We start from the raw sequence: 24,879 nt of genomic DNA on the forward strand, positions 1-24,879 counted from the left end.
GCCGGTTGCAGGGGGCGTGCGGACACCCGCTACACACTGCATGTATACACGGCGTGTAGAGTGGGGGAAGTGATCATCTCGCTTCCCCCACACCCTTGTCTCTGCCTGCCCGCGTGCGGACCGCGTTCCAGCCGGTCGGACGCCCGGATGCGCCGGGAGGTCCGCGGGCGATGCTGACGACTACCCCCTCATCCGCGCCGTCCCCACGACGGCGCTGGGACTGGCCGATCCTGACCGTGTCCGCTGTGGTGGCGCTGGCGGTGGGCCTGTCCTCTCCGCCCGGCACCGCGCAAGAGGCATGGGGGCTGGCCGCCGCACTGGGATACGGCTGCGCCGCCGCGGTCGCGGCACGCTCGACCCAGGCATGGGCCCGCGTCCCCGCCGTGATCGCCGTCCTCGGCGCGGCAGTCGTGCCCCTGACGTACCTCACGGTGGTCGGCACGGCCCAGATGGAGGTCGGGGTGGTCGAACGAGGAGCGGACCTGCTGCTCTCCAACGGAACCCCGTACCACGCCACACCGCGCACCGTGCCGGAGTTCAACCCCTATCTGCCGGGCATGTCGCTCTTCGGCATACCGCACGTCCTCTTCGGCGACACGCCCCTCACCGGTGCCCGGTTGTGGTTCGGCATCGGCTTCCTCGCCGCCGCGCTCGGCACCGTCCGGGTGCTGGCGAAGCGCACGGACCACACGCCGCACGGCATCACCGGCGGCATGGGCGTCCTGTGGCTGATTGCCTGCCCCGTCGTCGCGCTGCCGCTGGCCATCGGCGGCGTCGACCCGCCCGTCATCGGCCTGATATGCCTGGCCCTCGCCTTCGCCCACCGGGGGAACGCAGGACGCGCGGGCCTGGCCCTCGGGGTCGCTGCCGCGCTGAAGTGGACCGCCTGGCCCGCCATCCCCGTCCTCGTCGCCTTGTTCGCGGTGACCCGCGGCGGGCGCGCCGCCGTCCGTAGCGCGACGGGGGCCCTGGGGATCGCCGTGCTCTGCACCCTCCCCGTGGCGCTGGGCGACACCGGGGCGTTCTACCAGAACGTCGTCCTCTACCCGTTGGGCCTCGGCCCCACCGCCTCGTCCGCCCAGAGCCCCCTGCTTGGGCATCTGATCGTCTCTCTCGTCCCCAACGGCAAGGCCGTCACCGTGGTGCTCATCGGACTGAGCGCCCTCGGCGTGGGGATCTCGCTGCTGGCCCGCCCGCCGCGGAGTACCGTAGCGGCCGCCGACCGGCTGGCCCTCGGCCTGATCCTGGCCATCCTGCTATCGCCCGCGACCCGCATCGGCTACGCCATCTACCCCATCGTTCTCCTCGTCTGGCCCCGCTTCGCCGCCGCCCTGACCGCCGCTCCCCGGGGCAACGCCCCCAGAGCGGCGCCGCCGGCGGACGGACAGGACGCGACGAAGAGCGGCGCACCGACAGTCGCTCGGAACAGCTGATCCCAGCCGCTCGGTACAGCTGATCCTGCGTCATGCGCCACGGGGTGCGTCCACTCCTCCGGAAGACGGGCGCACCCTGTGGCGGCCCGTCGGCCGGGCCCCGATCCCCGTGTCATGCCGTACCGATTGCCACACACGCTGGCTCATAGCCACCACTGTTGGCTCATAGCCACCGCTGGGCCGCTTCGACACTGTCGCCGCCGCTCGTGTTGAACGCGATCGCCGCCTTCGGCGCATGCCGCCGGACCAGATTCACGACCTGCTCGAAGAGCGGCAGCAGCGGATCGGGCTTGCGGATGCCGCCCCCGATGACGACGACGTCCCAACTGGCTTCGGACAGCGCTGCAACGACAGCCGACTCGGGCGCATCGGCGGACTCGTCCAGCGGGATCAGCGTCATGGACGCATCGATGGCGTGTTCGCTGAAACGAGCCAGTTCCTGATCGAGCGCAGCTCGGATGGCGGCTCCGTCCATACCGGGCACTGCACGCGGGTCGATTCCGAGAAGGAGAACGCGGGGCATGCCCAAGAGGACGACCAGCCGGTCGTTCCGGTTCCTGCCGCCGTGGTCAGTGGTCGCGTACGCGGGGCCGATCGTCCGGGCTTGCGTGGGTGTTGGGGAAGGCGGGGTCGAAGTGGGCTGCCTGGCGTAGGTGTTCGGCGAGTGCGGCGACGGCCGCCGGGTTGGGGTGGTCCTTGACGCCCCAGGCCAGGAGATGGTGGCGGCGGGCCCAGGGGTCCTGGAGTTCGCACACCTCAAGGGGTTGGTGGGGGTCGATGGCGGGCCGCGGTACGACGGCCAGTCCGACGCCGGCCGCGGCGAGGGCGATGAGGACGTGGAGGTTGGCGACCGTGGTGCGGTAGTGGACCACCGGCGCGTGCGGTGCGAGGTGTCTCTCGATCCAACGGCGCAGGGAGGATGCGGAGTTGAGGCCGACGAGCGGGTGCTCGGCGGCCTCGCGGTAGGTCAGGGCGGTCCGCCCGGCGAGGATTCCGCCGGCCTGGCCGATCACGACGAGGGAGTCGTCACCGAGGGGCTCCCAGCGCAGGCCGGAGTCGTGTGCCTCGTCGTTGAGGACCACCCCGAGGTCCGCCTCGCCGTTGGTGAGCATCCGTACCGTCTGCGGGGTGCGGCTCTCGGACACCGTGACATCGACGTCCGGGTGCGCCCGGAGGAACGACACCAGGGCCCGCGGCACCAGCCGGTGCATCGCGGAACCGCCGGCCATCAGGGTCAACGGGGCGGTGGGGGACCGGGTGTAGCTCGCCACGGCGCTTTCCAGCCGCGCGGTCTGGGCGAGCACGTCCCGCGCGTGGCGGGCCAGCGTCGTCCCGGCCGGCGTCGGCCGCACGCCCCGCCGCCCGCGGATCAACAGGGCCACGCCCGCGTGGTGTTCCAGAGAACGGACCCTGGCGCTGGCCGACGGCAGGCTCAGATGCATCCGGTGGGCGCCCGCCGTGATCGAGCCCTCGGTCACGATGTGGAGGAAGAGGCGGAGGTCGTCCAGGTCGTAGCGCACCGCCCCAGGCTACGGCTGAACCTTAGGCTGGGTACGCCGATTACGCATTGTGGACGCTTCGACGACGGGGCGATGCTCGGCGCGTGAGCGAAATATTGTGGGTGTTGCTGACCGGCGTTGCGTCCGGGGCGTTGAACGCCATTGGTGGCGGGGGCACGTTCGTCGCGCTGCCCGCGCTCGTCGCGTTCGGCCTGCCGCCGGTGGTCGCGAACGCGGTGTCGCGGGTCGCCCTCGTGCCCGGCGCGGTAGCCAGCGCGTGGGTCTACCGACGCGAACTTGCCCCGGTCGGCGGGGTGTCGACGAAGGCGCTGACGGCGATCAGCATGGTGGGTGGAGGGGTCGGCGCCGGACTGTTGCTGGTGTTGCCGGCGTCGTCGTTCGATGCCGCGGCGCCCTGGCTGCTTGCCTCCGCCACGCTGATCCTCGCGTTCGGGCGTCGCCTCCCCCAGGCGTTGAGCGGCCTGTTGGGCCGCCCGGTCAGCATGAGTTCCCGCGCCGTCCTGATCGGTCAGTTCTTCCTCGCCGTGTACGGCGGATACTTCGGCGGGGCCGTAGGCATCACGATGCTCGCGCTGTGGAGTATCGGGCTCGGGCTGGACGCCGCGGCCAGCAACCCGATGCGGGTCGCGCAGCTCGCGGCCGTCTTCCTCAGCGCGGCCGTGCTGTTCCTCTTCGCCTCGGACATCCTGGGCGCTCCGCTCGTCCTCGCCGCCATGCTGGTCGGCGCGGTGGCCGGCGGCTGGGCCGGCGCCCACCTTGCCCGCCGCCTCTCGGCCGCGCTCCTGCGGGCCATCATCCTGGCCATCGCCGTGGTCATGACCGGCATGTACTTCTGGCGGGGGTGAGGGGAGCGTGCGAGGCGACTACGAGGGAGGGAGCGAGATGGACAAGCCGTCGACCGACGAACCACCTTCCGACAATCCACCACCCGACAAGTCATCGTTCGACAGGCCATCGTCCGACAGGTCATCGTCCGAAGTCCTCCGCCTTCAGCGGCACCTCGCCGTGCGGGCCCTGGTCCTCGCGGCCGTCCTCGGGATGACGGGAGAGGTGCTGCTGAGCCTGCTCGTCGTGTTCGTCGGGCTCGGGATCCTCGCGCTCATGGCCGGGTGAGCCGGAGGCTCGTGGTGGCAACCGTCACCCCCGTAGGACGAGCCACTCCTGGAGTTCCACGACGTTCCCCTCCGGGTCCTTGAGGTGGGCGACGCGCATGCGGCCCGTCATGGGGGCAGGCCCATGGGCCAGTTCGGCTCCTCGCGCGGTGATCTCGTCGCAGTAGCGGTCGATGTCATCGACCCGCAAGACGACCAGCGACCGGTAACCGCTTGGCTCGTCGGCGAGTTCGCCCAGAACCTGGGCCATGTGCCCGCGTTCCTGGAGGGCGATACCGGCGGAGCCGCCGTCGGGGGTGAACTTCGCGTACGGGCCGTCCTCCGCGTCGAACTGCGGCCTGAGCCCCAGGACGTCGCGGTAGAAGCGGTAGCAGCCACGGAAGTCCGCGACGAGCAGCCGGACTTGGGCGAGTTCCATCGATATCCCCCCGGAACGCGGTATGGGCATGAGCCCCGCCGACAGTACGAGGCCCGCGTCACAGCACTGTAGGTGAGGATCTGCGGAGCGGGGGCGGTGGGTCACTCGACCCCGTGTGCCGGTGACTTCTTGGCGGCGGGCGGGACGGGGCGGTCCGTGCGCAGGGCGTTCCACAGTTCGCGGGCCTGGGGCTCTGCGGCGACCACGCGGTTCGGGTCGGCCGTGTCGTAGGTGACCGGCAGCATCAGGGTTTCGACGGACGAAGGAGCCGGGCCGCGAGCACAAACGTGCCACGGACCGAACGGGCCGTCGGGCTCGGTCTGTGCCAGGTGCACGAGCTGACGGCGGTGCGCATCGTCGGTCGCCCCCAGAGCGGCGTACCGCAGGCCGAAGACGTGCCACCGCCCGTCCCGGGCGGCGCACACCGACAACTACGGCGCCAACTGCCCGCCCCCGAGCGGCCACGGACCGCCCCGCTGCCTGGTGCCTGGCCCCGTCTCCTGCCACATCACGGCCTCGAACGCCCCCTGAGGGGGAAATCAGGTATATGGGGACCTTGTCTGGCGAGCTCGTTCGGGGTGCGCTATGGGCTGCCGCCGGGACCATCGAGGATGTCCGGGGCCGGCGGCGCGTTCACCGGGGCGAGATGCGGGCGCTTGGCGGTGTGGCCGTCGCCGGAGGAGCGGCCGCGGAGGCGGCGGGCGAGCCAGGGGCCCAGGAAGGTGGCGGCCCAACGGAGTTCGGCGGTGGTGGCGCGCCAGCCGACGGGTGTGGGGGTGGCCGGCTGGGGGAGTGGATGGGTCCAGGAGCCGTCGGCGCCAGGCACGTTGAGGGCATGGGCGAGGGCGGCGGCGATGCGTTGGTGGCCGAGGGGGCTGGCGTGGAGGCGGTCGGGGCTCCACAGGCGCGGGTCGGTGACGACGGGGTGGTGACTGGTTTCGGCGACGGTGACGCCGTGGCGTCGGGCGGCCTCGCGGATACGGTGGTTGAGGGCGGTGACGCGCGGGGTGAGCGGGCGGGCCAGCGGGGTGATGCGGGCGAGGTCGGGGAAGGTGAGGGTGGCGACATGGGCGCCCTGGGCCGTGAGGGCGGCGAACATCGCCTCCAGGTGACTGGCGACATCGTCGGCGTCGAAGCGGGGGCGGAGCAGGTCGTTGACGCCGGCGACCACGGTGGCCACGTCGGGGCGGAGGGCGAGCTGCTCGGCGCGGACCTGCGCCGCCAGGCGCCCCCGCACGGCGAGATTGGCGTAGCCGAGGCCGGAGTTGGCGCGTGCGAGGTGCTCGGCGAGGCGGTCGGCGAAGCCGCGCAGACCGGTGGCGTCGTCGCCGTCGCCCAGGCCCTCGGTCTGGCTGTCCCCCAGTGCGACGTAACGGCGGTACGCCGGGTCAGTGCCGGTCATGGGCCCGCTGCCGTTCCCGCAGGACCGCGATCGTGCGCTCGCACCAGTCGCGGTTGCCCTGCTCGAAGGCCAGTCCGCGCAGACAGGTCAAGTACGGGCCGATGCGGTCGCCCTCGCGCAGGAACTCCTCCTCCGTACGGTCTTTGCGCATCGTGCGCAGCACCTTGTCGAAGAGGTCGATCTTCGCCTGGGCGAAGGTGACACGTTCGGAGAGCTGGGGGATCAGGGACTCGGCGTCGACGTGGTCGGCGGCCTGGACCATCACCAGCAAGTCGTCGCGGATCGACGAGGGTTTGGTGGCGGCGGCCGTGAACTCCTCCAACTCCGCCAGCCCGGCATCGGTGACGTGGAACAACCGCTTGGTCGGCCGCGTCTCCTGGACCACCTCCCGGCCCGCGATCAACCCGTCCTTCTCCAGGCGGGTCAGCTCGGCGTAGAGCTGCTGCGGCCGGGCGTGCCAGAAGTTCGCCACACCGAGATCGAACGCCTTGGCCAACTCGTATCCGCTCAACTCCCCGTCGAGCAGCGCCGCCAACACCGCATGCCGTAGCGCCATCGACCGATCGCCTCCTTCGTTGCTCTGAGCCTCTGTCACCGAATGCCCCACCCATGATAGTCATGGATATGAGTAATCACGAAGATGATTATGAAGGGAGCAAGTCATGTCGACCGTTGTGACTGCCGAGCGGTTCCGTGCCGCCGTGGACGCCCGTGAACTCGACGCGCTGGACGGCCTCTTCACGGAGGACATCCGCTTCTACAGCCCCGTGAAGTTCACCCCCTTCGAGGGCAAGCCGATGGTGTTGGGCCTCTTCCGGGTCCTGATGCGCACGTTCGAGGACTTCCGCTACGTCGGCGAGCACGCCGGCACTGCCGAGACCAGTGCTGACGGCACGTCAGCACCCTCGGCCGTGTTGCTCTTCCGCGCCACGGTGGCCGGCAAGGAGATCCACGGCATCGACCTGCTGCACTTCGACGACGACGGCCGGATCAAGGAGTTCACCGTCATGGTCCGCCCCCAGTCCGCCGTCCAGGGCCTGGGCGAAGCGGTCTTCGCCGGCCTGGTTGCGGACGGCCTGGTGCCGGCGCCGCCCGGTCAGTGAGCGACTGTTGCGCGCCCGGCGGCGTGGGGTAAAGCTGCGGTGGTAGTGACGCGTAGCGCGTGTGTGTAGTCCGTATCGCTAAGGAGTGGGTTCGCCCATGGTTGAGCATCGCATGATCGACGTGAAGGGCATCCGGCTGCACATCGCGGAGGAGGGGGAGGGGCCGCTGGTCGTGCTGCTGCACGGCTTCCCCGAGTCCTGGCACTCCTGGCGCCACCAGTTCGGCCCGCTAGCCGCCGCCGGATTCCGGGTGGTCGCCCCCGACCAGCGCGGATACGGCCGCAGCGACCACCCGGAGGCCGTCGAGGCGTACAACATCCTCAACCTCGTCGGGGACGTGGTCGGCCTGATCCACGCCCTGGGCGAGCAGCAGGCGTTCGTCATCGGACATGACTGGGGCGCGCCGGTGGCCTGGCACACCGCCCTGCTGCGGCCCGACGTGGTGCGCGGGGTGGCGGGGCTGAGCGTCCCGCCGCCGTTCCGCGGGGACCGCGCGCCGCTCGGGGCCATGCAGGAGCGGTTCGGCGGGCGGTTCTACTGGAACTACTTCAACCAACCCGGCGTCGCCGACGCCGAGTTCGGCCGGGACGCCCGCACCACCCTGCGCACGTTCTTCTACTCCGCCTCGGGCGACGGCCCGCGCGCCGGCCACCCGGACTCGGCCCTGGTGTCCGACCCGGCACGGGGCTGGCTTGCCGACATGACCGACCCCGAGACGCTCCCGGACTGGCTCACCGAGCAGGACCTCGACGAGGTCACCGCCAGCTATGCCAAGGGCTTCACCGGCGCCCTGAACTGGTACCGCAACCTGGACCGCAACTGGGAGCTGACCGCCGCCTGGGACGGCGCCGTCATCGCCCCGCCCTCGCTGTACATCTACGGCGACCGCGACCTGGTCCCCGCGTTCCCCGGCGCGAGTGAACTCATCGCGAACCTCCCGAAGTTGATGCCCAACCTGCGCCGCGCACCGATCGTGCTGCCGGGCTGCGGCCACTGGACCCAGCAGGAGCGACCCACGGAGGTGAACGCGGCCCTGGTCGAGTTCCTGACGGAGCTGGCGGCTTCTTGACGGGAAGCGAGGGGTGCGGGCGGCTCATCGGAGGTTGCCCGATGGCCCATGTCATCCCGGGGCGGCCCAGCTTTGGGACTCCCCGGGATGATGGGGCCGGCAGATACCGCCGCACGTGCGGCGACCACGACATCCGGCGCGCCTAGGCCCTGTCGTCAAACTCCCGTCGCCCGCCCTTCGGGCGAACGACGGGAGTTTGACGACAGGGCCTGGGGAGCGCTTTGAGGAACTGCCCTTGGCGGGCGTGGACTTCATCGTCCGCCCCGCACCAGACATCGCGCGTGGCCCTGCCGGTCTCGGCCCATCGGCCAGGTCCTAACGAAGACCGCGCGCCTGGCAGGCACGGGTGCGACCCTCCTCGGCCGGGGGCCTGGGCGCCACGAAGAAGCGGCGGGCGTGGAGCGCGACGTAGACGAGGCCGATCAGCACCGGCACCTCGATGAGGGGACCGACCACGCCGGCGAGCGCCTGTCCCGAGGTGGCGCCGAAGGTGGCGATGGCCACGGCGATGGCCAGCTCGAAGTTGTTGCCCGCGGCCGTGAACGCGAGCGTCGTCGTCCGCGGGTAGTCGAGTCCGACCGCGCGGCCGAGCGCCATGGAGCCGGCCCACATGAGGGCGAAGTACACCAGCAGCGGCAGCGCGATGCGTGCGACGTCGAGCGGGCGCGCGGTGATCGCGTCGCCTTGCAGTGCGAACAGCACAACGATGGTGAACAGCAGCCCGTAGAGGGCGAACGGCCCGATCCGCGGAATCAGTTGCGCCTCGTACCACGCGCGCCCCTTGACCTGCTCGCCGAACCGGCGCGTGAGGTATCCCGCGGCGAGCGGGATTCCCAGGAAGATCAGCACGCTGCGGGCGATCTCCCACACGGACACATCGAGGCCGGCCTGCTGAAGGCCGAGCCAGCCAGGCAGCGCGGAAAGGTAGAACCAGCCCAGGGCCGAGAACGCGATCACCTGGAACACCGAGTTCAACGCGACCAGGACGGCGGCGGCCTCGCGATCGCCACAGGCCAGGTCGTTCCAGATGACGACCATCGCGATGCAGCGGGCCAACCCCACGATGATCAGGCCCGTGCGGTACTCGGGAAGGTCGGGCAGGAAGAGCCAGGCCAACGCGAACATGACTGCCGGGCCGACGATCCAGTTCAGCAGCAAAGAAGGCAGCAGGAGACGGCGGTCGCGGGTGACGGTGTCGAGCCGGTCGTAACGCACCTTGGCGAGTACCGGGTACATCATCACCAGCAGGCCGAGCGCGATGGGCAACGATACGCCGGCCACGGTGACTTGGGCGAGGGCGCCGCCAAGGCCGGGCACGGCGCGGCCCAGGCCGAGGCCGACGGCCATCGCGACGAGAATCCAGACCGCGAGGTACCGGTCGACGAACGACAGGCGGCCGGCGACGGCCGCCTCGGGCGCGACGCTCATGAGGCGGCCCCGGTGGGGTCGGTGGGGGTGGGCAGGGAGTCGCTGGCCGGACGCGTCAGGACGCCCGCGAGGCGGTCGGTCATCTCCGGCAGCAGCCAGTAGTAGACCCAAGTACCGCGCCGCTCGCAGTCGATGAGTCCGGCCTGTCGCAGCAGCTTGAGGTGATGCGAGATCGTCGGCTGCGACAGGTCGAACGCGGGGGTCAGATCGCAGACGCAGACCTCGCCGCCGGCGCGCGAGGCGATCATCGACAGCAGGCGCAGCCGCACCGGGTCGCCCAGTGCCTTGAACACCTTCGCCAGTTCTGCGGCCTGCCCCTCGTCGAGGGGCGCCGCCAGGAGGCCGGGGCGACAGACGTCGCCCTCCCCGGCCTGATCGATCACCACGAACTCTTGTTTCGACATGCCTCTACATTGATACTTTTCGATACAGGGTGCAACTTTAGGGCAGGGTCTGGGTGCACGGCCCAGGCAAGCAGCCGTGGGAGGTCCATGCCGTCAAGACCGATCCCGACACCCTCGGTCACGGCGTCCCGCCCCCCTGGCCCAGGCGCCCGCGGCCGAGCGCCATGTCCGTCTCGTTCCCGTCCCGCCTCGCGGACCAGGCGTGGGGTGTGACGGTCCGCGAGGCGGGCGGGAGTGGTGCCGGCGGCGAGTGCGGGCCAGAGCGCGGAAGTCCCTACCCGCCGCCGGGGTTCTGAGGGTTACGGGTGACCCGTAACCGCGCAGGTGCCTGGGCGGTCAGGCGCGCAGGAACGCCTCCAGGGCGGTGGCGAAGGCCACCGGGAGTTCGTGCATCGGGTAGTGGCCCGAGTTGGCCAGGACCTCCAACTCGGCCTGGGGGTAGTGGGTCAGCCAAGTGGCGCGCATCACCTCGGCGTTGATGGCCAGGTCGTGCTCGCCGACGAAGACCTTCACCGGGAGGGTGCTGCCGGCCACCTTGGCCGCGAAGTCCTGCGTGGTCCAGTCGGTCAGGTAGGCGGCGACGGCCTCCGGCCGGGAGAGGGCGACCGAGCGGTTGGTCATGGTGTCCAACCAACGGTCACAGGCCCGGTGCCCGGTGATCATGTCGATGATCACCCGTCGATTGGCCGGATTCTGCGCCGCACCGTGGAAGAGGTCGTACGCATCCCCCTCCAACGGATACGGACCCGCCGGGACCGGCGCCACCCCGACCAGCTTGCGCACCCGACGCGGGGCCTCGACCAGGACCCGCTGCGCCGCCTTGCCGCCCATCGAGTGACCGACCACGGAGAAGGTCTCCCAACCCAGCTGGTCGGCCAACGTCAACGCGTCCGCGGTGATCTCGGCGAGCGTGAACTCGCCCTCCACATAACGCCGTTCACCGTAGCCGCGGTAGTCGAGGAAGGCGTAGCCGAACTCCTCCGGGTCCAGGTGGTCAAGGAACGTCCCCCAGCCCGCGCTGGTGCCGAACCAGTCGTGCAGGACCATGACCTTGTGTGCGCCCGTGCCAATGGTGCGGTGACTGATCGTCATGCCGAGACCTCCCGTACGAGTGGAGTGACGGCGGTTACTTTGCCCAACCCGCGCCGCGCTACTCCGCCATTCACCCGAGAGTCGGCCACGAGCGGTCAGTGGGCTGACATGGCACTCACCGGAGAACGGTTCCACCGGCGGCGGTTGCTCCGGTCCTGCGTTGGTAGAGGGCGCCGGAGGAGCGGTGCGGTAGGTCAACGGTCCGCACCTTCTCGAACCCCTGGGACTCGTAGTAGCGGCCGAGTCCCGGATTGCTCTTCCAGGCATCGACCCGGAGCCAGCACCTTCCGGCCCGTTCCGCTTCCCGGGAGGCCCAGTCAAGCATCGCGGCCCCCAAGGAGGTACCTCTGGCGGCGGGGCGGGCGATCACCCGGTGCGCGTACAGCGCATCGTCCGGGGCATCCGTCGGTACCCAGAACTCGGGGTCGGCGAACCCGTCGAGGGTGATCGTCCCCAGGTGGGCGGCGGCGCCGTCGAGCACCACATGGGCGGTGCCGCGCGCGATGTCACGGGCGATCTTCTCGACGTTCGCCGGGTACTGCCACTGGTCGATCCCGCGGGAGCGCAGCCAGGCCGACGCCTCGTGCCACATCGTGGCGATGACCTCGGCCTCGTCGGTACGGGCCGGCCGAAGCACGGGGTGGTGGCTGGGCATGTGTCCTCCCTGTCTCCGGCGCACGGCCGCGAAGTTGGTGACGTGGTCAGGGGCGAGGACGCCCCTGACCACCGCGCGTCATACGGGGAGCAGTTGCCACTGCCGGGAGCGGTGGTCGCCGTCCGCCGGGTACTGCCCGATCGCCGCGCGGGCGTTGGTGTCGACTCGCAGGAGCAGGCCGCTGTTCCGGTTCGCGATCTCGTACACCCGCGGGGTGTCGGTCACGGAGCCTACCGGGATCAGCTTCCACTGCTGGTGGTGTGCGTTGCCACCCTCGTAGGGGCGTTGCGCGATCATCGCCCCAGCCGCCAACCCCGCTCCGACGACCTCCAGGACCTTGCCGCTGCGCACGTTCTCGATCGTGTACAGGACCTCGCCGCCGTCCTGGCCCGCCGCGACCAGCCGCCACCGCTGACCGTCCCTGGCGGCGGCGAGGGCCTGGTGAATCTCGGCCCCGTCCTTGGTGGACTCACGCTGCACCGCCATCCGCAGCCTGCTCCGGACGTTGGCCCACGAAACCACTGCGCCCGAATCGGGCAGCCCGGCCAGTCTCGGCGAGGCGATCTTCCGGATCCGGTTGTTGATGTGGTCGGAGATGTAGAGGGTGTCGACGCAGTCCACGGCGACCCCGAAGGGGACGTTCAGCTGGGCTGAGGTGGCGGGGCCGCCGTCGCCGCTGAAGCCCGCCTGGCCGTTGCCGGCGACCGTAGTGATCGTCCCGTCGGCCGAGATCTTCCGCACCCGGCTGTTGCCGTCGTCGGCGATGTAGACGGCGCCTGCGCTGTCCACCGCCACCTCACGCGGGTCATCAACACGTTCTACCCGCGGCTGCCCAACGAGTGGAACGTCCCCTACCACCACGTCTTCACCTGATCCGTGGTCCCCGCAGTGCCAAACCCGTCCCGAGCCAACGCCGTTACCGCCTGGAAGAGGCACCATGATGTCCGTGCCCACGGAAGAACTGAAACTGGAGATCGTCAACGCCGCCACGGGGAAGACCCTCGGCGCCAAGGCCGCGCCGAGCGCGGACGGAGCGCTCGTCGTCCGCGACTTCCCCGATGACGGCCCGAGCCCGGAACAGTGGCAACTCACCCCCGTGCAGGCCGCGAAGGGTGGTCAAGGCGGTCAAGCCCAAGACGACCAGGCATATGTGATCCGCAACGCGGCCAGTGGGAAGGTGCTCGACAACCCCGCCGCCGCAGACCGCGGCGTCCTCCAATGGGGCGCCGCCGCCGGCAAGAAGGGCCAGCAGTGGCGCGTCGTCCCCGTTGAGGGCGAAGCGGGCCTCTACTTCATCGAGGGCGCGGCCGACGGCGCCGTCCTCGACCTCGACGACCCCGGCCCGGACGACACCCGGATCGTCCTGCGCGCGTACGACGACGGCGCCAGGAGCCAGCGGTGGCGGTTCGTCCCGGCCGAGCCCGAGCGCATCAGCGACCCCGTGCTGCGCTGGTCACCGTTGAGCCACTGGAACGGCCGCCAGTCCTGGCGGTTGGCCCGCTCGACCGCGCTGCGGCCGGCACCCGACGCGACGCCCGCCTTCAGCGACATGCTGCTGGTCCTCGAAGAGTTCGGGAGCGACCAGGACGCCGGGGGGTGGAAGAGCGAAAGGGCCCTCAACACTCCCGATGGGCAACCGAGTTGGTGGGCCGGGGTCGGCGCGCGGTTCCTCGCCGACGCCACGGGAGCCGGGCGGGCGGACATCGTGGGTCTTAAACCCGGGAAGGGGGCCGTCACATCGTCCAGCAGGGGCGACGGGACGTTCGACGACGAGCGCGTCCTGCACCCACCCGTGCCCTCGCCAAGTCCCGCGGACCTGTGGACGGTTGTGGACACGACGGGCGACGGCAGGTCCGACGTCGTCGTGCTCGCCGCCGACGGTGTCCGGGTGACCCCTCAAGGCGAGAACGGGGCGTTCGCGCCCGCGGGCGGCCAGCCGGCCCTGAAGGCGTTCGGTCACGGTGCGCAGGCCGGCGGATGGCTGGCCGACAAGCACCCCCGCTTCCTCGCTGACACCACCGGCGACGGCAGGCTCGACGTCGTTGGGTGCCATGACGACGGTGTCTGGATCTCGCTCCAGGACGAGGAAGGAAACTTCGCACCGCTCGCCGAGGCACCGGCCCTGAAGGCGTTCGGCCACGGTGAGGAGGCGGGGGGTTGGCTCGTCGAGAAGCATCCCCGCTTCCTCGTCGACACCACCGGCGACGGCAGGCTCGACGTCGTCGGCTGTCATGACGACGGCGTCTGGGTGTCACTCCAGGACGAGGACGGGGCGTTCGCCGAACCGCTTTACGTCCTCGACGACTTCGGGGTCGAACAGGGGTGGAGCTCGGTCGAGGAGCACCCCCGCTTCCTGCTCAAGACCACCGGTGGCGGAGCGCTGGACATCGTCGGTTTCGGCCCGCAGGGCGTCGTCGTGGCGCGCGGGCGCGGCGACGGCACCTTCGAGCCCGCGAAGCTCGTCCTGAACGACTTCGGGCTCGCCCAGGGATGGACGGGCGGGAAGCACCTTCGACTCCTCGCCGACGTCACCGGCGACGGCAACCCGGATGTCGTGGGCTTCGGCAACGAAGGGGTCTGGGTGGCGCACAGCCGCGGCGACGGCACCTTTGAGCAGGCGCAGTTGGTGTGCCGCGGGTTCGGGTACGACGAGGACGCCGGCGGCTGGCGGGTCGACCGACACCCCCGCTTCCTCGCCGACATCACCGGCGAAGGGCGCGTCGACATCGTCGGCTTCGGAGGGCCTGGGGTGTACGTGGCCCGAAACCTCTACCGCCGCTTCAGGACCCGATAAGCCCCGGCCCCGAGGTGCGGCCTGGCACGTCCTCGCCTGCCAGGCCGCACGAGGGTGAACCCTACGACGGGTTGAACGGCGGCTGGAGCGACGGGAGTTTGCCGCGATGCGGAGGCCCCTGTGGTCACGGGCCCGACGATGACGGCTGCCGGACGGTGGTGTTCACTCAACGGTGGTGTTCACTCAACGGTGGTGTTCACTCGACGGTGAGCGACAGGAAGTGGAGGGGTGCCCATGCCCACCGCCAGTTCGATGCAGGAGATCCCCTTGACCGGTGGCCCGGTTGAGTTCCGTGGGGCGTTGGAGTGGGAGACCGTGGGGGCGGGGGTGTTGCCGTTGCGGTTGCCCGCGTGGACCAGGGCGCAGTATCCGGACGCGTTCACGCGGGGCGTGGCCGAGATGCCCACGGGTGTCCGCCTGGCGTTCCGCACCGAGGCGAGACGGCTGGAACTCCAAGTCCTCACCACGGTATGGCACTTCGACGACAGCCCGGACCCGATGGGCCCGGGGGCTGTGGAGCTGGTGGTGGACGGGGAGGTGGCAGGCCGGGCCGAGGTGCCGGTCGGCAACGTGGTGCGCCTGGCCGTCGCAAAGGCGGAACAGCGGCTCGAACCGGGCGCCCCCGGGGCCGCGCGGTTCGCGGACCTGCCGGCCGGGCCGAAGGAGGTCGAGCTGTGGCTGCCGCAGCAGACCCGCACCGAACTGATCGCCCTGCGCGCCGACGCCGGGGTCGTGCCGCCCGCACCGAGCGACCGCCGCCGTTGGGTACACCACGGCAGCTCGATCAGCCACTGCATTGAGGCGGACGCCCCCACCGGCACCTGGCCCGCGGTGGCCGCCACGCTCGCCGGGGTGGACCTGCTCAACCTCAGCCAGGCCGGCAACGCGATGCTCGACCCCTACGTCGCGCGCACCATCCGGGACACCCCGGCCGACCTGATCAGCCTCAAGGTGGGCATCAACATCGTCGGCAGCGCGTCGTTCCGGCAGCGCACCTTCGTCCCGGCGGTGCACGGCTTCCTGGACACGGTCCGCGAGGGGCACCCCGACACCCCGTTGCTGCTGATCTCGCCGATTCTCTGCCCGTCGTTGGAGGACACCCCGGGCCCGCGGGTCGAGACCCCCGAGGGCCCGAAGGCCACCGGCGACCCCGCCGACGTGGCCCGGGGCGCCCTGACGCTGAACGTCGTGCGCGACACACTCGCCCGGATCGTCGCGGAACGCGGCGAGCGCGACCGGAACCTGCACTATCTGGACGGGCGCGAGCTCTTCGCCGCTGCCGACGTCGACGACCTGCCGGACGGCGTGCACCCGAACGCGGCCGGCTACCGACGGATCGGCAGGCGGTTCGCGGAGGTTGGCTTCGGGGCGGGTGGGGCGTTCGGCCGGTAGGTCGCCCTGCCTTGTTGGACAGCGTGTGGCGAGCCGCGCCACACGCTCCTCGCCCTCGCCCTCGCCGTCGGCGTGGGAATACGGATCAGCGCTTGGCCTTTGAAGACGGTGGCACGGTCGACGTCGCCCCCTCCGGCGCGCGGCTGTCCACGCCTTGTCCGAACGAGGAAGTGCGGTGGTCACGCAATGCAGGCGGTGCGGTTTCACGAGTACGGCGGGATCGATGTGCTGCGGGTGGAGGAGGTGGAGCGGCCGGTGCCCGGCCCCGGGCAGGCGCTGGTGGAGGTCCGCGCGGCCGGGATTCAGCCCGGTGAGGCACACATCCGCACGGGTGGGCTGCACGAACGCTGGCCGGCGTCCTTTCCCTCGGGGCAGGGCAGCGATCTGGCTGGCGTCGTGGTGGAGGCCGGCCCGCACGTCCGGGGCTTCGCGGTGGGCGACGAGGTCCTGGGCTTCACCCACAAGCGGGCCAGCCATGCGCAGTTCGTCGTGGTCGACGACGTGAATCTGGTCTCCCGCCCGGCGGGATTGCCTTGGGACGTGGCCGGGTCGTTGTACGTGGCCGGCACGACCGCGTACGCCACCGTGTTCGCGGTGGACCCCGGGCCGGACGACACGGTCGTCGTCTCCGGTGCGGCGGGCGGAGTCGGATCGCTTGCCGTGCAGCTCGCGCGGCGACGCGGCGCCACGGTGATCGGACTGGCGAGTGAGCCGAACCATGCCTGGTTGAAGGAGCACGGTGTCCTCCCGGTCGAGTACGGGGAGGGGGTGGCCGAGCGAATCCGGCAGGCGTCCGACGGCAGAGTCGACGCGTTCATCGACACCTTCGGCGACGGCTACGTGGCGCTGGCAGTGGAGCTGGGCGTGCGGCCCGAGCGCATCAACACGATCCGCGACTGGCAGGCCGCGGCCAGGGTCGGTGCGCGAACCCACGGGGAAGGCGCGGCGGCGTGTGCGGTCGTGCTCGGCGAGCTGGCTCGGCTTGCCGCGCGCGGGCAGTTGGAGGTGCCGATCGCCCGCACCTACCCGCTGGGACAGGTGCGAGACGCCTTCCGCGAGTTGGAACAGCAGCACACCCACGGCAAGATCGTGCTCCGGCCTTGACCCCGGCTGGGGCGTGATGGGGTGGCGCATGGCCAGGAGTCCGCGTTCTCCGCACGTTGCGTGCCGAGGTAGGCAGACGCGTCGGGGTCGGCGGGACTCCGGCGCGCTGCCGACGCGAGCAGTACCAGCGAGGAACGGCGGCGAGCGTCACGGCTGGAGATTGACGCAACTCGCCTTCCAGGCAGGCGAGTTGGCGGAGCACGTGCTCACGCCCTGTCAGCGCCGGCCGCTGCCGCGGTGGGGGGATCCGCAGGATCCGATCGAAGCCGGACCCCGGTCATTGCGAACCCCGGTCATTGCGAACCCTGGTCCTCGCCGCGCGGAAGACCGTCGTCCAAGATGATGCGGATGGCCTGGCCCTGCCCCTCGACCTTGGTGAGTTGGGCGGCGATGCGGTCGTAGGCGGTCGTCGCCATCGCCCAGTCGATGTCGAGCGGCGCGGCGTGATGGCGGGTGTTCCACAGCTCGATGAGAAGCGCGATGAGCGAGCGCCCGGACAGGACCGTCTCGATGCGGCCTTCGTCCCTGTCCTGGATGGCGGGCGGGGTGCGGAAGTGACAGTGGTCGACGACCTGGACGGAGAGCCACTCCCAGGTGTCCCGGTGTGCGATGAGCTCCGCGGAGGCAACACCGGCGGCCTTGAGCAGCAGTACGCCGTGGGCCACCTTCGGGTCCTCGGGGCGGGCTTCGGGGGCTTGCGCGGGGGTGGTGGGGGCGCCGCGGTAGGCGTCCTCGATCGCCTTCTTGAGGGCGTGGTCCTGCTCCCGGTCTTGGCTGTTGTCCCCGGACTCGGGCTGCGGCTCGATGTTGTCCATGGTCTCCGCCTGCTGGTTGGTGTTGGGCTCGGCGTGCGGGCTTGGTGCGGTGGTGGTGGGGCCGGGGTCAGGCTCGCTGGCGGCCGGTTCCGGCGCCTCCACGGGGGGCTCGTCGCGCGGGGCCGCTCGGGAGTCTTCCGGCACGCCGTCCTGGGGCGGGGGGTGGGCCGCGGCGGCGCGCAGCACGTCGGCGAGTTCCAAAAGCTGCCGCAACTCGCCCCGGGTTTCGTGCAGTTCGCTGGTCAACCGGTCCTGGCGGCAACGCAGTTCCCGGTTGTCGTCACGCAGCTCGGTGGTGCCCTGCCGAATGGCCTCCTGGAGCTGCGGACGGCTCTGCGTGAGTTCCCCGTGCAGTGAGGAGAGGCCATACGTTGGATCCTCAAGGCGATCCAACAACCCGAGCACTTTGTCGAGTTTGCCCTTCACGGCTTCGAATTCCTGTGCCCACTTCACGTAACTCCCCGATTACTCTGCGGTGTTGATCGCGTTCGTACCTCCCCATGAGGGCCTCGTGTGACGCGGCATTTTCCGGCCGATTGCTGACCGGTTCGCCGTCAGCCGATGAATCGTTCGGTCGTGCGGATTTGGCCGGGTTGCTGCAGTGTGGTCCGCGCGGCAAGTGTGGGCGCGCCCGTCGGTGATGACGTTGACGGGGCATGGCGACTTGGGGTGACTGGCTGGCCGTCCCGCCAGAATGCCGCCGTGCCGACCCTCAGAGCAGCGAACCCACCCCGTTGACCACTACCGTGAGGCCGAACTCGAAGAGGCGGTCCCGTTCCGCCCGGCTCTGGTCCTGCTTGCGGGCCTGTTCCTCGACGGTGAAGCCGTTGACGTAGCTGGTGAGCGCGTCGGTGGCGGCCGCCGCGTCATCCGCGGTGAGGCCCTCCTGTTGGAGGGTGGCGATGGGGAGCGCGATGAATGCCCTGGCCGCGGGGCCGGGGTGGCTCATGCCGGCGATCACCCGGGCCCCGTCGGTGCGCGCCAGCATGGCCCCGCGCAAGGCCCGGCCGATGGCGCGCAGTTGCCTGGCCCAGTCTCCAGGCGGCAGGGGCAGGGCGTCTGCCGCCTCGGTGGCGATGCGCTCCGCGATGGCGTCCAGCAGTGCCTGTTTGGACTCGAAGTGCCAGTAGAGGGCGCCGACCCGGACTCCGAGGCGGGTGGCCAGTTTGCGGATGGAGAACCCGTCCAGCCCCTCCTCGTCCAGGTGTTGCAGCGCGGCTTCCAGTACCACGCTCTGGTTCAACGGCATTTCCGACCCCTCACGCCAGGCTGCTGGTGCCCATCATGCCTTGCCTTCCGGGCCCGCGGCTGCATAACTTGAGCGCCGTCCAATTGAACACTGTCCAAGGGGGTAGGGCATGCGAGTAGTCATCGTCGGCGCCGGGTTGGGTGGGCTCTGTCTGGCCCAAGGGTTGCGGCGAGCCGGCGTCGATGTGGACGTCTATGAGAAGGACCCAGGCATCACCGCCCGGTTCCAGGGCTATCGGATCGGGCTGAGCGAGGTCGGGCAAGCGGCCCTGAACGGATGCCTGCCGAAGCGTTGGCAACCGCTGCTCGACGCGGTGCTCGGCGACGCCTCCGGCCCCCGGCTCATCCTCGACCCGTCGCTCAACCCGATGGGCGAGATCCCGTCGCCCACGGGCGAGGAGCTGCGGGTCACCATGGCCGACCGGCACGTGCTGCGCCAACTGCTGCTGGCCGGTCTGGACGGCCACGTCCACACCGGAAAGCGACTGACGGACTTTCAGATCCTGGCGGACGGCGGAGTGCGGGCCGAGTTCGCGGACGGCACCGATACGACAGGTGAGGTGTTGGTCGGCGCCGATGGCATCAACTCGGCAGTCCGCGCCCGCCTGGTAGACGTCGCGCCGACCGACACCGGCGTGCGCTGCGTCATCGGCCGGACCGCGCTGGACGAGCGGTTCGCTCGACTCGTCCCGGGTCTGGGCACCATCGTGTCCGGCGGCGGAGCCTCCCTGATGCTCGGCCTGATGCAGTTTCGGCGTCAACCACACGAAGCTGCCGCCGAGTTGGCGCCCGAGGTCAGCCTGCCGGACGACGGCGACTACCTGCGCTGGGTCTTCTTTCCGCCGCCGGGGGCCACGTTGGACACTGCGCCGGGCGCTTCGCACCACATCGTGCGTCGGTACCTCGACGGCTGGCACGAGGACCTGCGCGCGCTCGTCGACGCGGCGGATCCGGAGAACAGCACGCCGCTGGCGATCCGCGTGGTCCAACTCGGCGAGGCCCGTTGGCCGAGCGGCCCGGTGACCCTGCTCGGCGACGCCGCCCACGCCACCTCACCCAGCGGCGGCAACGGCGCCAACACCGCCCTGCGGGACGCACAGTTGCTCAGCAGCCGGCTGCGCGACGTGGCCCAGGGCCGCCGCTCACTGCGCGATGCCGTGGACGACTACGAACGGCAGATGCTGGGCTACGGCGCCGAGGCGGTCGCCGAAAGCCTGGCCGCGCTCTCGAAGTTCGGCGCGGCGGTGGCGGGCTCGGTGGGTGCGCCCGCGGGTTCGTAGGCGTGGTCGGAGTCGGGGCCCCGGCGGTCCCGTAGGCGGCGGTGGGTTGGCTGTGGTCGTGGCGCAGGATGTCTGTCGGCGCTCAATCGACCGGGCGCGGCACGGCCTTGCTGCTCGGGCCTCGGCCACGGCCGGCGCCGACTATCGACAGCCGGCGCCGGCAACCGGGGCCCCAGACGCCTACCAGGGCAGCCGCCCCGCCGCATCGAAGTAGCCACCGGTGGGACCGTCCGGGCCCAACTGCGCCATGCGGACGATGATTTCGGCGCCCTTCTCGACCGTCTGCACGCCGGTGTTCCCGTTCAGGTCGGTCTTGGTGAAGCCGGGCTCCACCGCGTTGATCCGCATCCGCGGAAACGCCTTCGCGTACTGCACGGTGACCATGTTGACCGCGGTCTTCGACGCCGGATACGCGACGCCGGGGTAGGCCGCGGCCGGGTGGCCCGGGGTGGTCACGTGCGTGATCGAGGCCAGGCCGCTGCTGACGTTGACCACCACTGGGGCGGCGGAGCGCTGCAACAACGGAAGGACCGCGTGTGTGACGCGTACCGTACCGAAGACGTTGGTCTCGAAGACCTCCCGCATCGCGTCGGCCGTGACCTCCGCGGCCCCGGCCACCTCGTTGTTCTCGCCCCGCAACTCGATGCCGGCATTGTTGACCAACACGTCCAGGCCGCCGTCGGCCTCGATCGTCTGGATCGCGGCCGCGACGGACGCGTCGTCGGTGACGTCGAGCTGCACGAACCGTGCCTGGGAACCCAGTTTCTCGGCTGCCTGGCGGCCTCGGGCGGCGTCCCGGCTGCCGATGTAGACGGTGTGACCTGCGGCGACGAGGCGGCGTGCGGTCTCGAAGCCGAGGCCCTTGTTCGCTCCGGTGATCAGTGTTGTCGTCATGACCCCATCGTCCGGCCGGCCCGCTCCGACAGCCAGGAGACCCGTCTTCCTGGGACTGGCAGTACCAGGAAGACCGGACGGTCCGCGAGGCACACTGGTCGCATGGCGACGACGGAGTTCGGCAAGGCGGTGCGCCGCTGGCGCGACCGCGTCCCACCCGAGGCGGCCGGGCTGCCGACCGGCGGACGGCGGCGCGCGGCCGGTCTGCGCCGGGAGGAGCTGGCCATGCTCGCCGGGATCTCCGTCGACTACGTCACCCGGCTCGAACAGGGGCGGGCCACCAACCCCTCGTCCCAGATCGTCGAGGCCCTGGCCCGGGCGTTGCGGTTGTCGATGGAGGAGCGCGCGCACCTCTTCCAGCTGGCCGGGCTCGCACCGCCGGGACCGGAGACGGTGCCTGCGTACCTCACCCCGAGCATTCAACGGCTGCTGGACCGACTGACCGGGACGCCCGTGGCGGTCTTCAACGCCGCCTGGACCCTGCTCGTGGCCAACGCCCCGTACGAGGCCCTGATGGGCGAGCTGCCCGCCCAGGGCAGCAACGAACGCAACGGCGTGTGGCGCCACTTCCTCGGTGCCGGCGCCAGCAGGGCCCGCCGCACGCCGCAGGCGCAACGCGAACACGAGGCCACGCTCGTGGCCGACCTGCGCGCCGTCGCCGAGCGCTACCCCGCCGACCGCGGGCTGCAACGGCTGATCACGGAACTGCGCACGGGCAGCGAACGGTTCGCCGAGCTCTGGGAGGCCGGCACCCCCGGCCACCGCAGAGCCCCGCGCAAGACGATCGACCACCCGCAGGTCGGACCCGTGACGCTGGACTGCGACCTCCTCACCGTGGCGGGCAGCGACCTACGGATCATGGTCTACACCGCAGAACCCGGCACCGGGGACGCCCAACGCCTCGCCCTCCTGACCGTCATCGGCTCCCAGGACCTGGTCACGCCGGGCGCCTGAGGGCGCGCCCCTTGCCATGCGTACGGCCTGTCGCCCGCGCCTCACCCATCGGGCGGTTCGGCCGGTTCGGACGCGGGACTTGGCGGTGCGGTGACCACGGCGGGGCAAGCCGTTGCCGAGGCGAGACCGTGGTGGCAGCGGCGAGCCGTGGTTCCCTACGCGCCCGGCCTCGCGCCCGTCCCCGCCCCCGGGTCCGCGTCGAGCCCGTCGACCAACCGGTCCAAGAGCCGTGCGAACGTCGCGTCGGGCGTGAGCGGACGGCCGGGTGTCGCCAACGCCGCGGCGAGTTCCGGATGGCGGCCGTCGGCGGCGACAGTGGCGAGATAGCGGGCCTCGGCCGCGGCGCGGTCCGGGGCGTCCGCGGCGGCGGAGCGGGTGAGTTCGTGGGTGACATGGGAGGCGACGAAGCCGGTCAGGAGGCTGAAGACCTCCAGCTTGGAGGCGCCGTCCAGCCGGGTGGGGCGCAGCGCCGCGAGGGCGTGCTCCAGGAACGCCAACGCGTGCGGGCCAAGCGTCTGGCGAGCGAACAGGACCGCGGGCAACCAGGGATGACGCAACATCAGGGAACGCTGAAGATGTCCGATGGCCTTGAGGTCAGCCCGCCAGTCGCCCGACAGGGGGCCGGTCACGGGGAGTTCGCCATTGACATGGTCGACCATCAGGTCCACCAACGTCTCCTTGTCGGGAGCGTAGCTGTAGAGCGACATCGCGCCGGCACCGACCTGCGCGGCCACCCGCCGCATGGTGACGGCCTCCAACCCCTCGGCGTCGGCGAGTTCGACCGCAGCCTCGGTAATCGCCTCGCGGCTGAAGGCCGGACGGCGTCCACGCCGGGGGCGGTCGGGGGTCAGCCAGAGCTGTTGGGGGTCCATGGGGTCATCCAAGCATTCGCTATTCTCGTGCTGTGTACGAGAATACGTGATGGAGGGGGAGAGCGATGACGGCATCGAGCATGCCTGGCGTCGGAGGGAGCGTGACGGGTGGGGGCGCTCCGCATCGGAGGCCACCGCTGTCGGCGCGTTGGATGCGGGCGACCTGGCGGAAACTGCCGGTCGGCCCGTACGAGGTGGGGTGGGAACCGGCGCTCGTGGCCCCCGCGGCCGACGGCAGTCCACTGCTGACCGACCATTACTTTCCGTGCGGAGGGACGGAGTTCCCGACACTGCTGGTGCGTTCGCCCTATGGGCGGGGAAACCCGTGGGCTGCGCTCTACGGAATCCTCTTCGCCGAGCAGGGTTTCCATGTGGTGGTGCAGAGCTGTCGCGGCACGGGTGGGTCGGGCGGCGTGTTCCAACCGTGGCGCAACGAGGCGGCGGACGGGCGGGCCGCGGTGGCGTGGCTGCGCCAACAGCCCTGGTTCAACGGGGTGTTGGGGACGATCGGCCCCAGCTACCTGGGGTATGTGCAGTGGGCGCTGGCCCTGGAGCCGCCGCCGGAGCTGCGGGCGATGGTGGTGCAGGTCGGCATGCACGACCCGTATGCGTTCATCCACGGTGGCGGCGCGCTTCATCTGGAGAACGCGCTGGTGTCGGGCGTCGGTATCGAGTACCTGCACCGGGGAGCGGTGCCGTTCCTGCGGGCGGCGCTGGGGGCCCGACGATGGCTGCGCGGCGCGCACCGGCTGCGGATACCGGACGCGTCCGGCCCTTTGCGTGAACTCACCTGGCTGACCGAGGCGTTGATGCGGACTGACGGTGACGATCCGTACTGGCGCGGGGCGTTGACAGGGGCGGCCGCGGAGAAGCCGACGGTCCCCACGTGCGTGATCGGTGGGTGGCAGGACGTGTTCCTCGACCAGAACATCGAGCAGTACCGGCGGCTGCGACAGGCAGGAGGCGAGACCGCGCTGCTGATCGGGCCCTGGACACACACCTCGGCGTTCCAGCAGGGCTGGCCGGAGGTGTTCGCGGGAAGCCTGGCCTGGCTGCGGGCGCAGCTCCGGGGCGAGCGGGAGGGCTTGCGCTCCACGGGCGTGCGGGTGCACGTAGGCGGGGACGGAGGGGGACAGTGGCGGGATCTCGCTGACTGGCCGCCGGTGGCACCGTCCCCGGACGGGCCCTGGTACCTGGCCGCGGGCGGCCGCCTCGGGCGCCAGGCGCCGGAGGGCGGGGCGGGCCCGGTGGCGGAGTTCCACTACGACCCTGCGGATCCAACGCCGGCCGTCGGCGGTCCGGTGCTCTCGCAGGGTGCGGGGCGCCGGAACAACCGGGCGCTGGAGGCCCGGGCGGACGTGCTGACGTTCACCGGCCCGGTGCTGGACGAGCCGCTGGAGGTGCTGGGGTCGGTCGCGGCGCGGTTGCGGGTGACGGGGGAGTGGGCGCGGCGTACCGGTGACGGCGCCTCCGACGGCATCGCCATCGGCCGTGCCTTCGATATCTTCGCGCGACTGTGTGATGTGGACGAGCGGGGGCGGTCGGTCAACGTCTGCGACGGGTTGGTGCGCGTGCGGGCCCGGGACGGGGCGGAGCCGCTGGAGGTCGTGGTACCGATGAGCGCCACGGCGTACCGCTTCGCGGCCGGGCATCGGGTGCGGCTGCAGGTCAGCGGCGGCGCGTACCCGCGGTTCGCCCCACCGGGCGGCGCGGGCGAGGGTGGCGCGCTGCGCGTCGCCCTCTACCCGGCGTCCGTGCTGACGCTGTCGTAAGCGCGAGCCCTCGGCCGCACGGCGCGGAGCGGACCACCGCTCCGCCGGAGTCAACAACACGAGTGGGAAGCGCACCGCGCCGACCTTGATGCATGGGGCACGCACCTGAACGCCCGTG

Annotated in this window: 24 protein-coding genes and 2 pseudogenes; 11 read left to right on the forward strand and 15 right to left on the reverse strand. The window is 71.1% G+C overall.

Going from position 1 to position 24,879, the window contains the following annotated elements:
- Positions 1 to 236: 236 nt before the first annotated feature.
- Entirely contained in the window at positions 237 to 1,433 is a 1,197-nt protein-coding gene (locus ACFVFQ_RS01560) for a glycosyltransferase 87 family protein (RefSeq protein ID WP_383406691.1), read from the forward strand.
- Positions 1,434 to 1,596: 163 nt separating this feature from the next.
- Here the strand turns inward: ACFVFQ_RS01560 and ACFVFQ_RS01565 are convergent, their stop codons facing one another.
- Positions 1,597 to 1,956: a hypothetical protein gene (locus tag ACFVFQ_RS01565; RefSeq protein WP_383406694.1), complete on the reverse strand. Its 360-nt coding sequence runs from the start codon at positions 1,954 to 1,956 to the stop codon at positions 1,597 to 1,599.
- 46 nt (positions 1,957 to 2,002) lie between these two features.
- Positions 2,003 to 2,953, reverse strand: coding sequence for a LysR family transcriptional regulator (locus ACFVFQ_RS01570; protein WP_383406697.1), 951 nt, complete (start codon positions 2,951 to 2,953; stop codon positions 2,003 to 2,005).
- A gap of 83 nt (positions 2,954 to 3,036) precedes the next feature.
- Between ACFVFQ_RS01570 and ACFVFQ_RS01575 the strand changes: the two genes are divergently transcribed.
- On the forward strand, positions 3,037 to 3,798 hold the full coding sequence (locus tag ACFVFQ_RS01575) for a sulfite exporter TauE/SafE family protein (protein ID WP_383406700.1): 762 nt from the start codon (positions 3,037 to 3,039) through the stop codon (positions 3,796 to 3,798).
- 37 nt (positions 3,799 to 3,835) lie between these two features.
- Positions 3,836 to 4,066 (forward strand): hypothetical protein, encoded by a 231-nt coding sequence (locus ACFVFQ_RS01580; RefSeq protein ID WP_383406703.1) that lies wholly within the window; start codon positions 3,836 to 3,838, stop codon positions 4,064 to 4,066.
- A gap of 24 nt (positions 4,067 to 4,090) precedes the next feature.
- Here the strand turns inward: ACFVFQ_RS01580 and ACFVFQ_RS01585 are convergent, their stop codons facing one another.
- From ACFVFQ_RS01585 to ACFVFQ_RS01600, 4 genes and pseudogenes are all read right to left on the reverse strand, one after another.
- Positions 4,091 to 4,483 carry a VOC family protein gene (locus ACFVFQ_RS01585; protein WP_383406706.1) on the reverse strand — a complete coding sequence of 131 codons (393 nt, stop codon included), beginning with the start codon at positions 4,481 to 4,483 and terminating at the stop codon, positions 4,091 to 4,093.
- Between the two features lie 101 nt (positions 4,484 to 4,584).
- Positions 4,585 to 4,758: pseudogene (locus ACFVFQ_RS01590) on the reverse strand (LytR family transcriptional regulator); the annotation flags it as partial.
- A gap of 308 nt (positions 4,759 to 5,066) precedes the next feature.
- The gene (locus ACFVFQ_RS01595; RefSeq protein ID WP_383406709.1) at positions 5,067 to 5,885 is read right to left on the reverse strand and encodes an SGNH/GDSL hydrolase family protein; all 819 of its coding nucleotides are present in this window, start codon (positions 5,883 to 5,885) and stop codon (positions 5,067 to 5,069) included.
- Positions 5,872 to 6,441 carry a PadR family transcriptional regulator gene (locus ACFVFQ_RS01600; RefSeq protein WP_383406712.1) on the reverse strand — a complete coding sequence of 190 codons (570 nt, stop codon included), beginning with the start codon at positions 6,439 to 6,441 and terminating at the stop codon, positions 5,872 to 5,874. The genes ACFVFQ_RS01595 and ACFVFQ_RS01600 overlap by 14 nt, the downstream gene beginning before the upstream one ends.
- A gap of 106 nt (positions 6,442 to 6,547) precedes the next feature.
- Here ACFVFQ_RS01600 and ACFVFQ_RS01605 point away from each other — a divergent pair, with 106 nt between their 5' ends.
- Positions 6,548 to 6,988, forward strand: a complete 441-nt coding sequence (locus tag ACFVFQ_RS01605) for a nuclear transport factor 2 family protein (protein ID WP_383406715.1) — start codon at positions 6,548 to 6,550, stop codon at positions 6,986 to 6,988.
- 97 nt (positions 6,989 to 7,085) lie between these two features.
- The gene (locus ACFVFQ_RS01610; RefSeq protein WP_383406718.1) at positions 7,086 to 8,057 is read left to right on the forward strand and encodes an alpha/beta fold hydrolase; all 972 of its coding nucleotides are present in this window, start codon (positions 7,086 to 7,088) and stop codon (positions 8,055 to 8,057) included.
- Between the two features lie 315 nt (positions 8,058 to 8,372).
- On the opposite strand, the gene arsB is transcribed toward ACFVFQ_RS01610, so the two are convergent.
- The 5 genes and pseudogenes from arsB to ACFVFQ_RS01635 all read right to left on the reverse strand — a co-directional run.
- Positions 8,373 to 9,485: an ACR3 family arsenite efflux transporter gene (gene arsB / locus ACFVFQ_RS01615; protein WP_383406721.1), complete on the reverse strand. Its 1,113-nt coding sequence runs from the start codon at positions 9,483 to 9,485 to the stop codon at positions 8,373 to 8,375.
- Positions 9,482 to 9,889 carry an ArsR/SmtB family transcription factor gene (locus ACFVFQ_RS01620; protein WP_383406724.1) on the reverse strand — a complete coding sequence of 136 codons (408 nt, stop codon included), beginning with the start codon at positions 9,887 to 9,889 and terminating at the stop codon, positions 9,482 to 9,484. Before ACFVFQ_RS01620 ends, arsB begins: the two co-directional genes overlap by 4 nt.
- A 336-nt stretch (positions 9,890 to 10,225) precedes the next feature.
- On the reverse strand, positions 10,226 to 10,981 hold the full coding sequence (locus ACFVFQ_RS01625) for an alpha/beta fold hydrolase (RefSeq protein WP_383406727.1): 756 nt from the start codon (positions 10,979 to 10,981) through the stop codon (positions 10,226 to 10,228).
- Positions 10,982 to 11,096: 115 nt separating this feature from the next.
- Positions 11,097 to 11,636, reverse strand: coding sequence for a GNAT family N-acetyltransferase (locus ACFVFQ_RS01630; RefSeq protein ID WP_383406730.1), 540 nt, complete (start codon positions 11,634 to 11,636; stop codon positions 11,097 to 11,099).
- A gap of 78 nt (positions 11,637 to 11,714) precedes the next feature.
- Positions 11,715 to 12,431, reverse strand: a pseudogene (locus tag ACFVFQ_RS01635) (RICIN domain-containing protein); the annotation flags it as partial.
- A 145-nt stretch (positions 12,432 to 12,576) separates the two neighbouring features.
- Here ACFVFQ_RS01635 and ACFVFQ_RS01640 point away from each other — a divergent pair.
- The 3 genes from ACFVFQ_RS01640 to ACFVFQ_RS01650 all read left to right on the forward strand — a co-directional run bounded on the left by ACFVFQ_RS01640 (position 12,577) and on the right by ACFVFQ_RS01650 (position 16,926).
- Positions 12,577 to 14,430, forward strand: coding sequence for an FG-GAP-like repeat-containing protein (locus tag ACFVFQ_RS01640; protein ID WP_383407016.1), 1,854 nt, complete (start codon positions 12,577 to 12,579; stop codon positions 14,428 to 14,430).
- A 234-nt stretch (positions 14,431 to 14,664) separates the two neighbouring features.
- Positions 14,665 to 15,822 (forward strand): GDSL-type esterase/lipase family protein, encoded by a 1,158-nt coding sequence (locus tag ACFVFQ_RS01645; protein WP_383406733.1) that lies wholly within the window; start codon positions 14,665 to 14,667, stop codon positions 15,820 to 15,822.
- Between the two features lie 186 nt (positions 15,823 to 16,008).
- Positions 16,009 to 16,926, forward strand: a complete 918-nt coding sequence (locus ACFVFQ_RS01650; RefSeq protein WP_383406739.1) for an NADP-dependent oxidoreductase — start codon at positions 16,009 to 16,011, stop codon at positions 16,924 to 16,926.
- Between the two features lie 293 nt (positions 16,927 to 17,219).
- Here ACFVFQ_RS01650 and ACFVFQ_RS01655 read toward each other — a convergent pair whose 3' ends face one another.
- Entirely contained in the window at positions 17,220 to 18,194 is a 975-nt protein-coding gene (locus ACFVFQ_RS01655; protein WP_383406742.1) for a hypothetical protein, read from the reverse strand.
- A gap of 259 nt (positions 18,195 to 18,453) precedes the next feature.
- Positions 18,454 to 18,990 (reverse strand): TetR/AcrR family transcriptional regulator C-terminal domain-containing protein, encoded by a 537-nt coding sequence (locus tag ACFVFQ_RS01660; RefSeq protein WP_383406745.1) that lies wholly within the window; start codon positions 18,988 to 18,990, stop codon positions 18,454 to 18,456.
- Positions 18,991 to 19,099: 109 nt separating this feature from the next.
- Here ACFVFQ_RS01660 and ACFVFQ_RS01665 point away from each other — a divergent pair, with 109 nt between their 5' ends.
- Entirely contained in the window at positions 19,100 to 20,269 is a 1,170-nt protein-coding gene (locus ACFVFQ_RS01665) for an FAD-dependent oxidoreductase (protein WP_383406748.1), read from the forward strand.
- Between the two features lie 180 nt (positions 20,270 to 20,449).
- On the opposite strand, the gene ACFVFQ_RS01670 is transcribed toward ACFVFQ_RS01665, so the two are convergent.
- A complete protein-coding gene (locus ACFVFQ_RS01670; protein WP_383406751.1) occupies positions 20,450 to 21,163 on the reverse strand; it encodes an SDR family oxidoreductase in 714 nt (237 codons plus the stop codon).
- Positions 21,164 to 21,265: 102 nt separating this feature from the next.
- Between ACFVFQ_RS01670 and ACFVFQ_RS01675 the strand changes: the two genes are divergently transcribed.
- The gene (locus ACFVFQ_RS01675) at positions 21,266 to 22,117 is read left to right on the forward strand and encodes a helix-turn-helix domain-containing protein (RefSeq protein WP_383406754.1); all 852 of its coding nucleotides are present in this window, start codon (positions 21,266 to 21,268) and stop codon (positions 22,115 to 22,117) included.
- A gap of 155 nt (positions 22,118 to 22,272) precedes the next feature.
- Here ACFVFQ_RS01675 and ACFVFQ_RS01680 read toward each other — a convergent pair whose 3' ends face one another.
- On the reverse strand, positions 22,273 to 22,989 hold the full coding sequence (locus ACFVFQ_RS01680) for a TetR/AcrR family transcriptional regulator (protein WP_383406757.1): 717 nt from the start codon (positions 22,987 to 22,989) through the stop codon (positions 22,273 to 22,275).
- 152 nt (positions 22,990 to 23,141) lie between these two features.
- On the opposite strand from ACFVFQ_RS01680, the gene ACFVFQ_RS01685 reads away from it, so the two are divergent.
- Positions 23,142 to 24,761, forward strand: a complete 1,620-nt coding sequence (locus tag ACFVFQ_RS01685; RefSeq protein WP_383406760.1) for a CocE/NonD family hydrolase — start codon at positions 23,142 to 23,144, stop codon at positions 24,759 to 24,761.
- Positions 24,762 to 24,879: the final 118 nt, after the last annotated feature.

The organism is Streptomyces sp. NPDC057743 (assembly GCF_042798755.1).
Classification (GTDB): Bacteria; Actinomycetota; Actinomycetes; order Streptomycetales; family Streptomycetaceae; genus Streptomyces.

Bases quoted from the DNA above. Each gene is read 5' to 3' on its own strand.
- ACFVFQ_RS01625 (WP_383406727.1), bottom strand. From the start codon at position 10,981: ATGACGATCAGTCACCGCACCATTGGCACGGGCGCACACAAGGTCATG.
- ACFVFQ_RS01565 (WP_383406694.1), bottom strand. From the start codon at position 1,956: ATGCCCCGCGTTCTCCTTCTCGGAATCGACCCGCGTGCAGTGCCCGGT.
- ACFVFQ_RS01585 (WP_383406706.1), bottom strand. From the start codon at position 4,483: ATGGAACTCGCCCAAGTCCGGCTGCTCGTCGCGGACTTCCGTGGCTGC.
- ACFVFQ_RS01600 (WP_383406712.1), bottom strand. From the start codon at position 6,441: ATGGCGCTACGGCATGCGGTGTTGGCGGCGCTGCTCGACGGGGAGTTG.
- ACFVFQ_RS01670 (WP_383406751.1), bottom strand. From the start codon at position 21,163: ATGACGACAACACTGATCACCGGAGCGAACAAGGGCCTCGGCTTCGAG.
- ACFVFQ_RS01630 (WP_383406730.1), bottom strand. From the start codon at position 11,636: ATGCCCAGCCACCACCCCGTGCTTCGGCCGGCCCGTACCGACGAGGCC.
- ACFVFQ_RS01610 (WP_383406718.1), top strand. From the start codon at position 7,086: ATGGTTGAGCATCGCATGATCGACGTGAAGGGCATCCGGCTGCACATC.
- ACFVFQ_RS01580 (WP_383406703.1), top strand. From the start codon at position 3,836: ATGGACAAGCCGTCGACCGACGAACCACCTTCCGACAATCCACCACCC.
- ACFVFQ_RS01640 (WP_383407016.1), top strand. From the start codon at position 12,577: ATGTCCGTGCCCACGGAAGAACTGAAACTGGAGATCGTCAACGCCGCC.
- ACFVFQ_RS01680 (WP_383406757.1), bottom strand. From the start codon at position 22,989: ATGGACCCCCAACAGCTCTGGCTGACCCCCGACCGCCCCCGGCGTGGA.
- ACFVFQ_RS01595 (WP_383406709.1), bottom strand. From the start codon at position 5,885: ATGACCGGCACTGACCCGGCGTACCGCCGTTACGTCGCACTGGGGGAC.
- ACFVFQ_RS01665 (WP_383406748.1), top strand. From the start codon at position 19,100: ATGCGAGTAGTCATCGTCGGCGCCGGGTTGGGTGGGCTCTGTCTGGCC.
- ACFVFQ_RS01605 (WP_383406715.1), top strand. From the start codon at position 6,548: ATGTCGACCGTTGTGACTGCCGAGCGGTTCCGTGCCGCCGTGGACGCC.
- ACFVFQ_RS01620 (WP_383406724.1), bottom strand. From the start codon at position 9,889: ATGTCGAAACAAGAGTTCGTGGTGATCGATCAGGCCGGGGAGGGCGAC.
- ACFVFQ_RS01645 (WP_383406733.1), top strand. From the start codon at position 14,665: ATGCCCACCGCCAGTTCGATGCAGGAGATCCCCTTGACCGGTGGCCCG.
- ACFVFQ_RS01650 (WP_383406739.1), top strand. From the start codon at position 16,009: ATGCAGGCGGTGCGGTTTCACGAGTACGGCGGGATCGATGTGCTGCGG.
- ACFVFQ_RS01685 (WP_383406760.1), top strand. From the start codon at position 23,142: ATGCGGGCGACCTGGCGGAAACTGCCGGTCGGCCCGTACGAGGTGGGG.
- arsB (WP_383406721.1), bottom strand. From the start codon at position 9,485: ATGAGCGTCGCGCCCGAGGCGGCCGTCGCCGGCCGCCTGTCGTTCGTC.
- ACFVFQ_RS01660 (WP_383406745.1), bottom strand. From the start codon at position 18,990: ATGCCGTTGAACCAGAGCGTGGTACTGGAAGCCGCGCTGCAACACCTG.
- ACFVFQ_RS01675 (WP_383406754.1), top strand. From the start codon at position 21,266: ATGGCGACGACGGAGTTCGGCAAGGCGGTGCGCCGCTGGCGCGACCGC.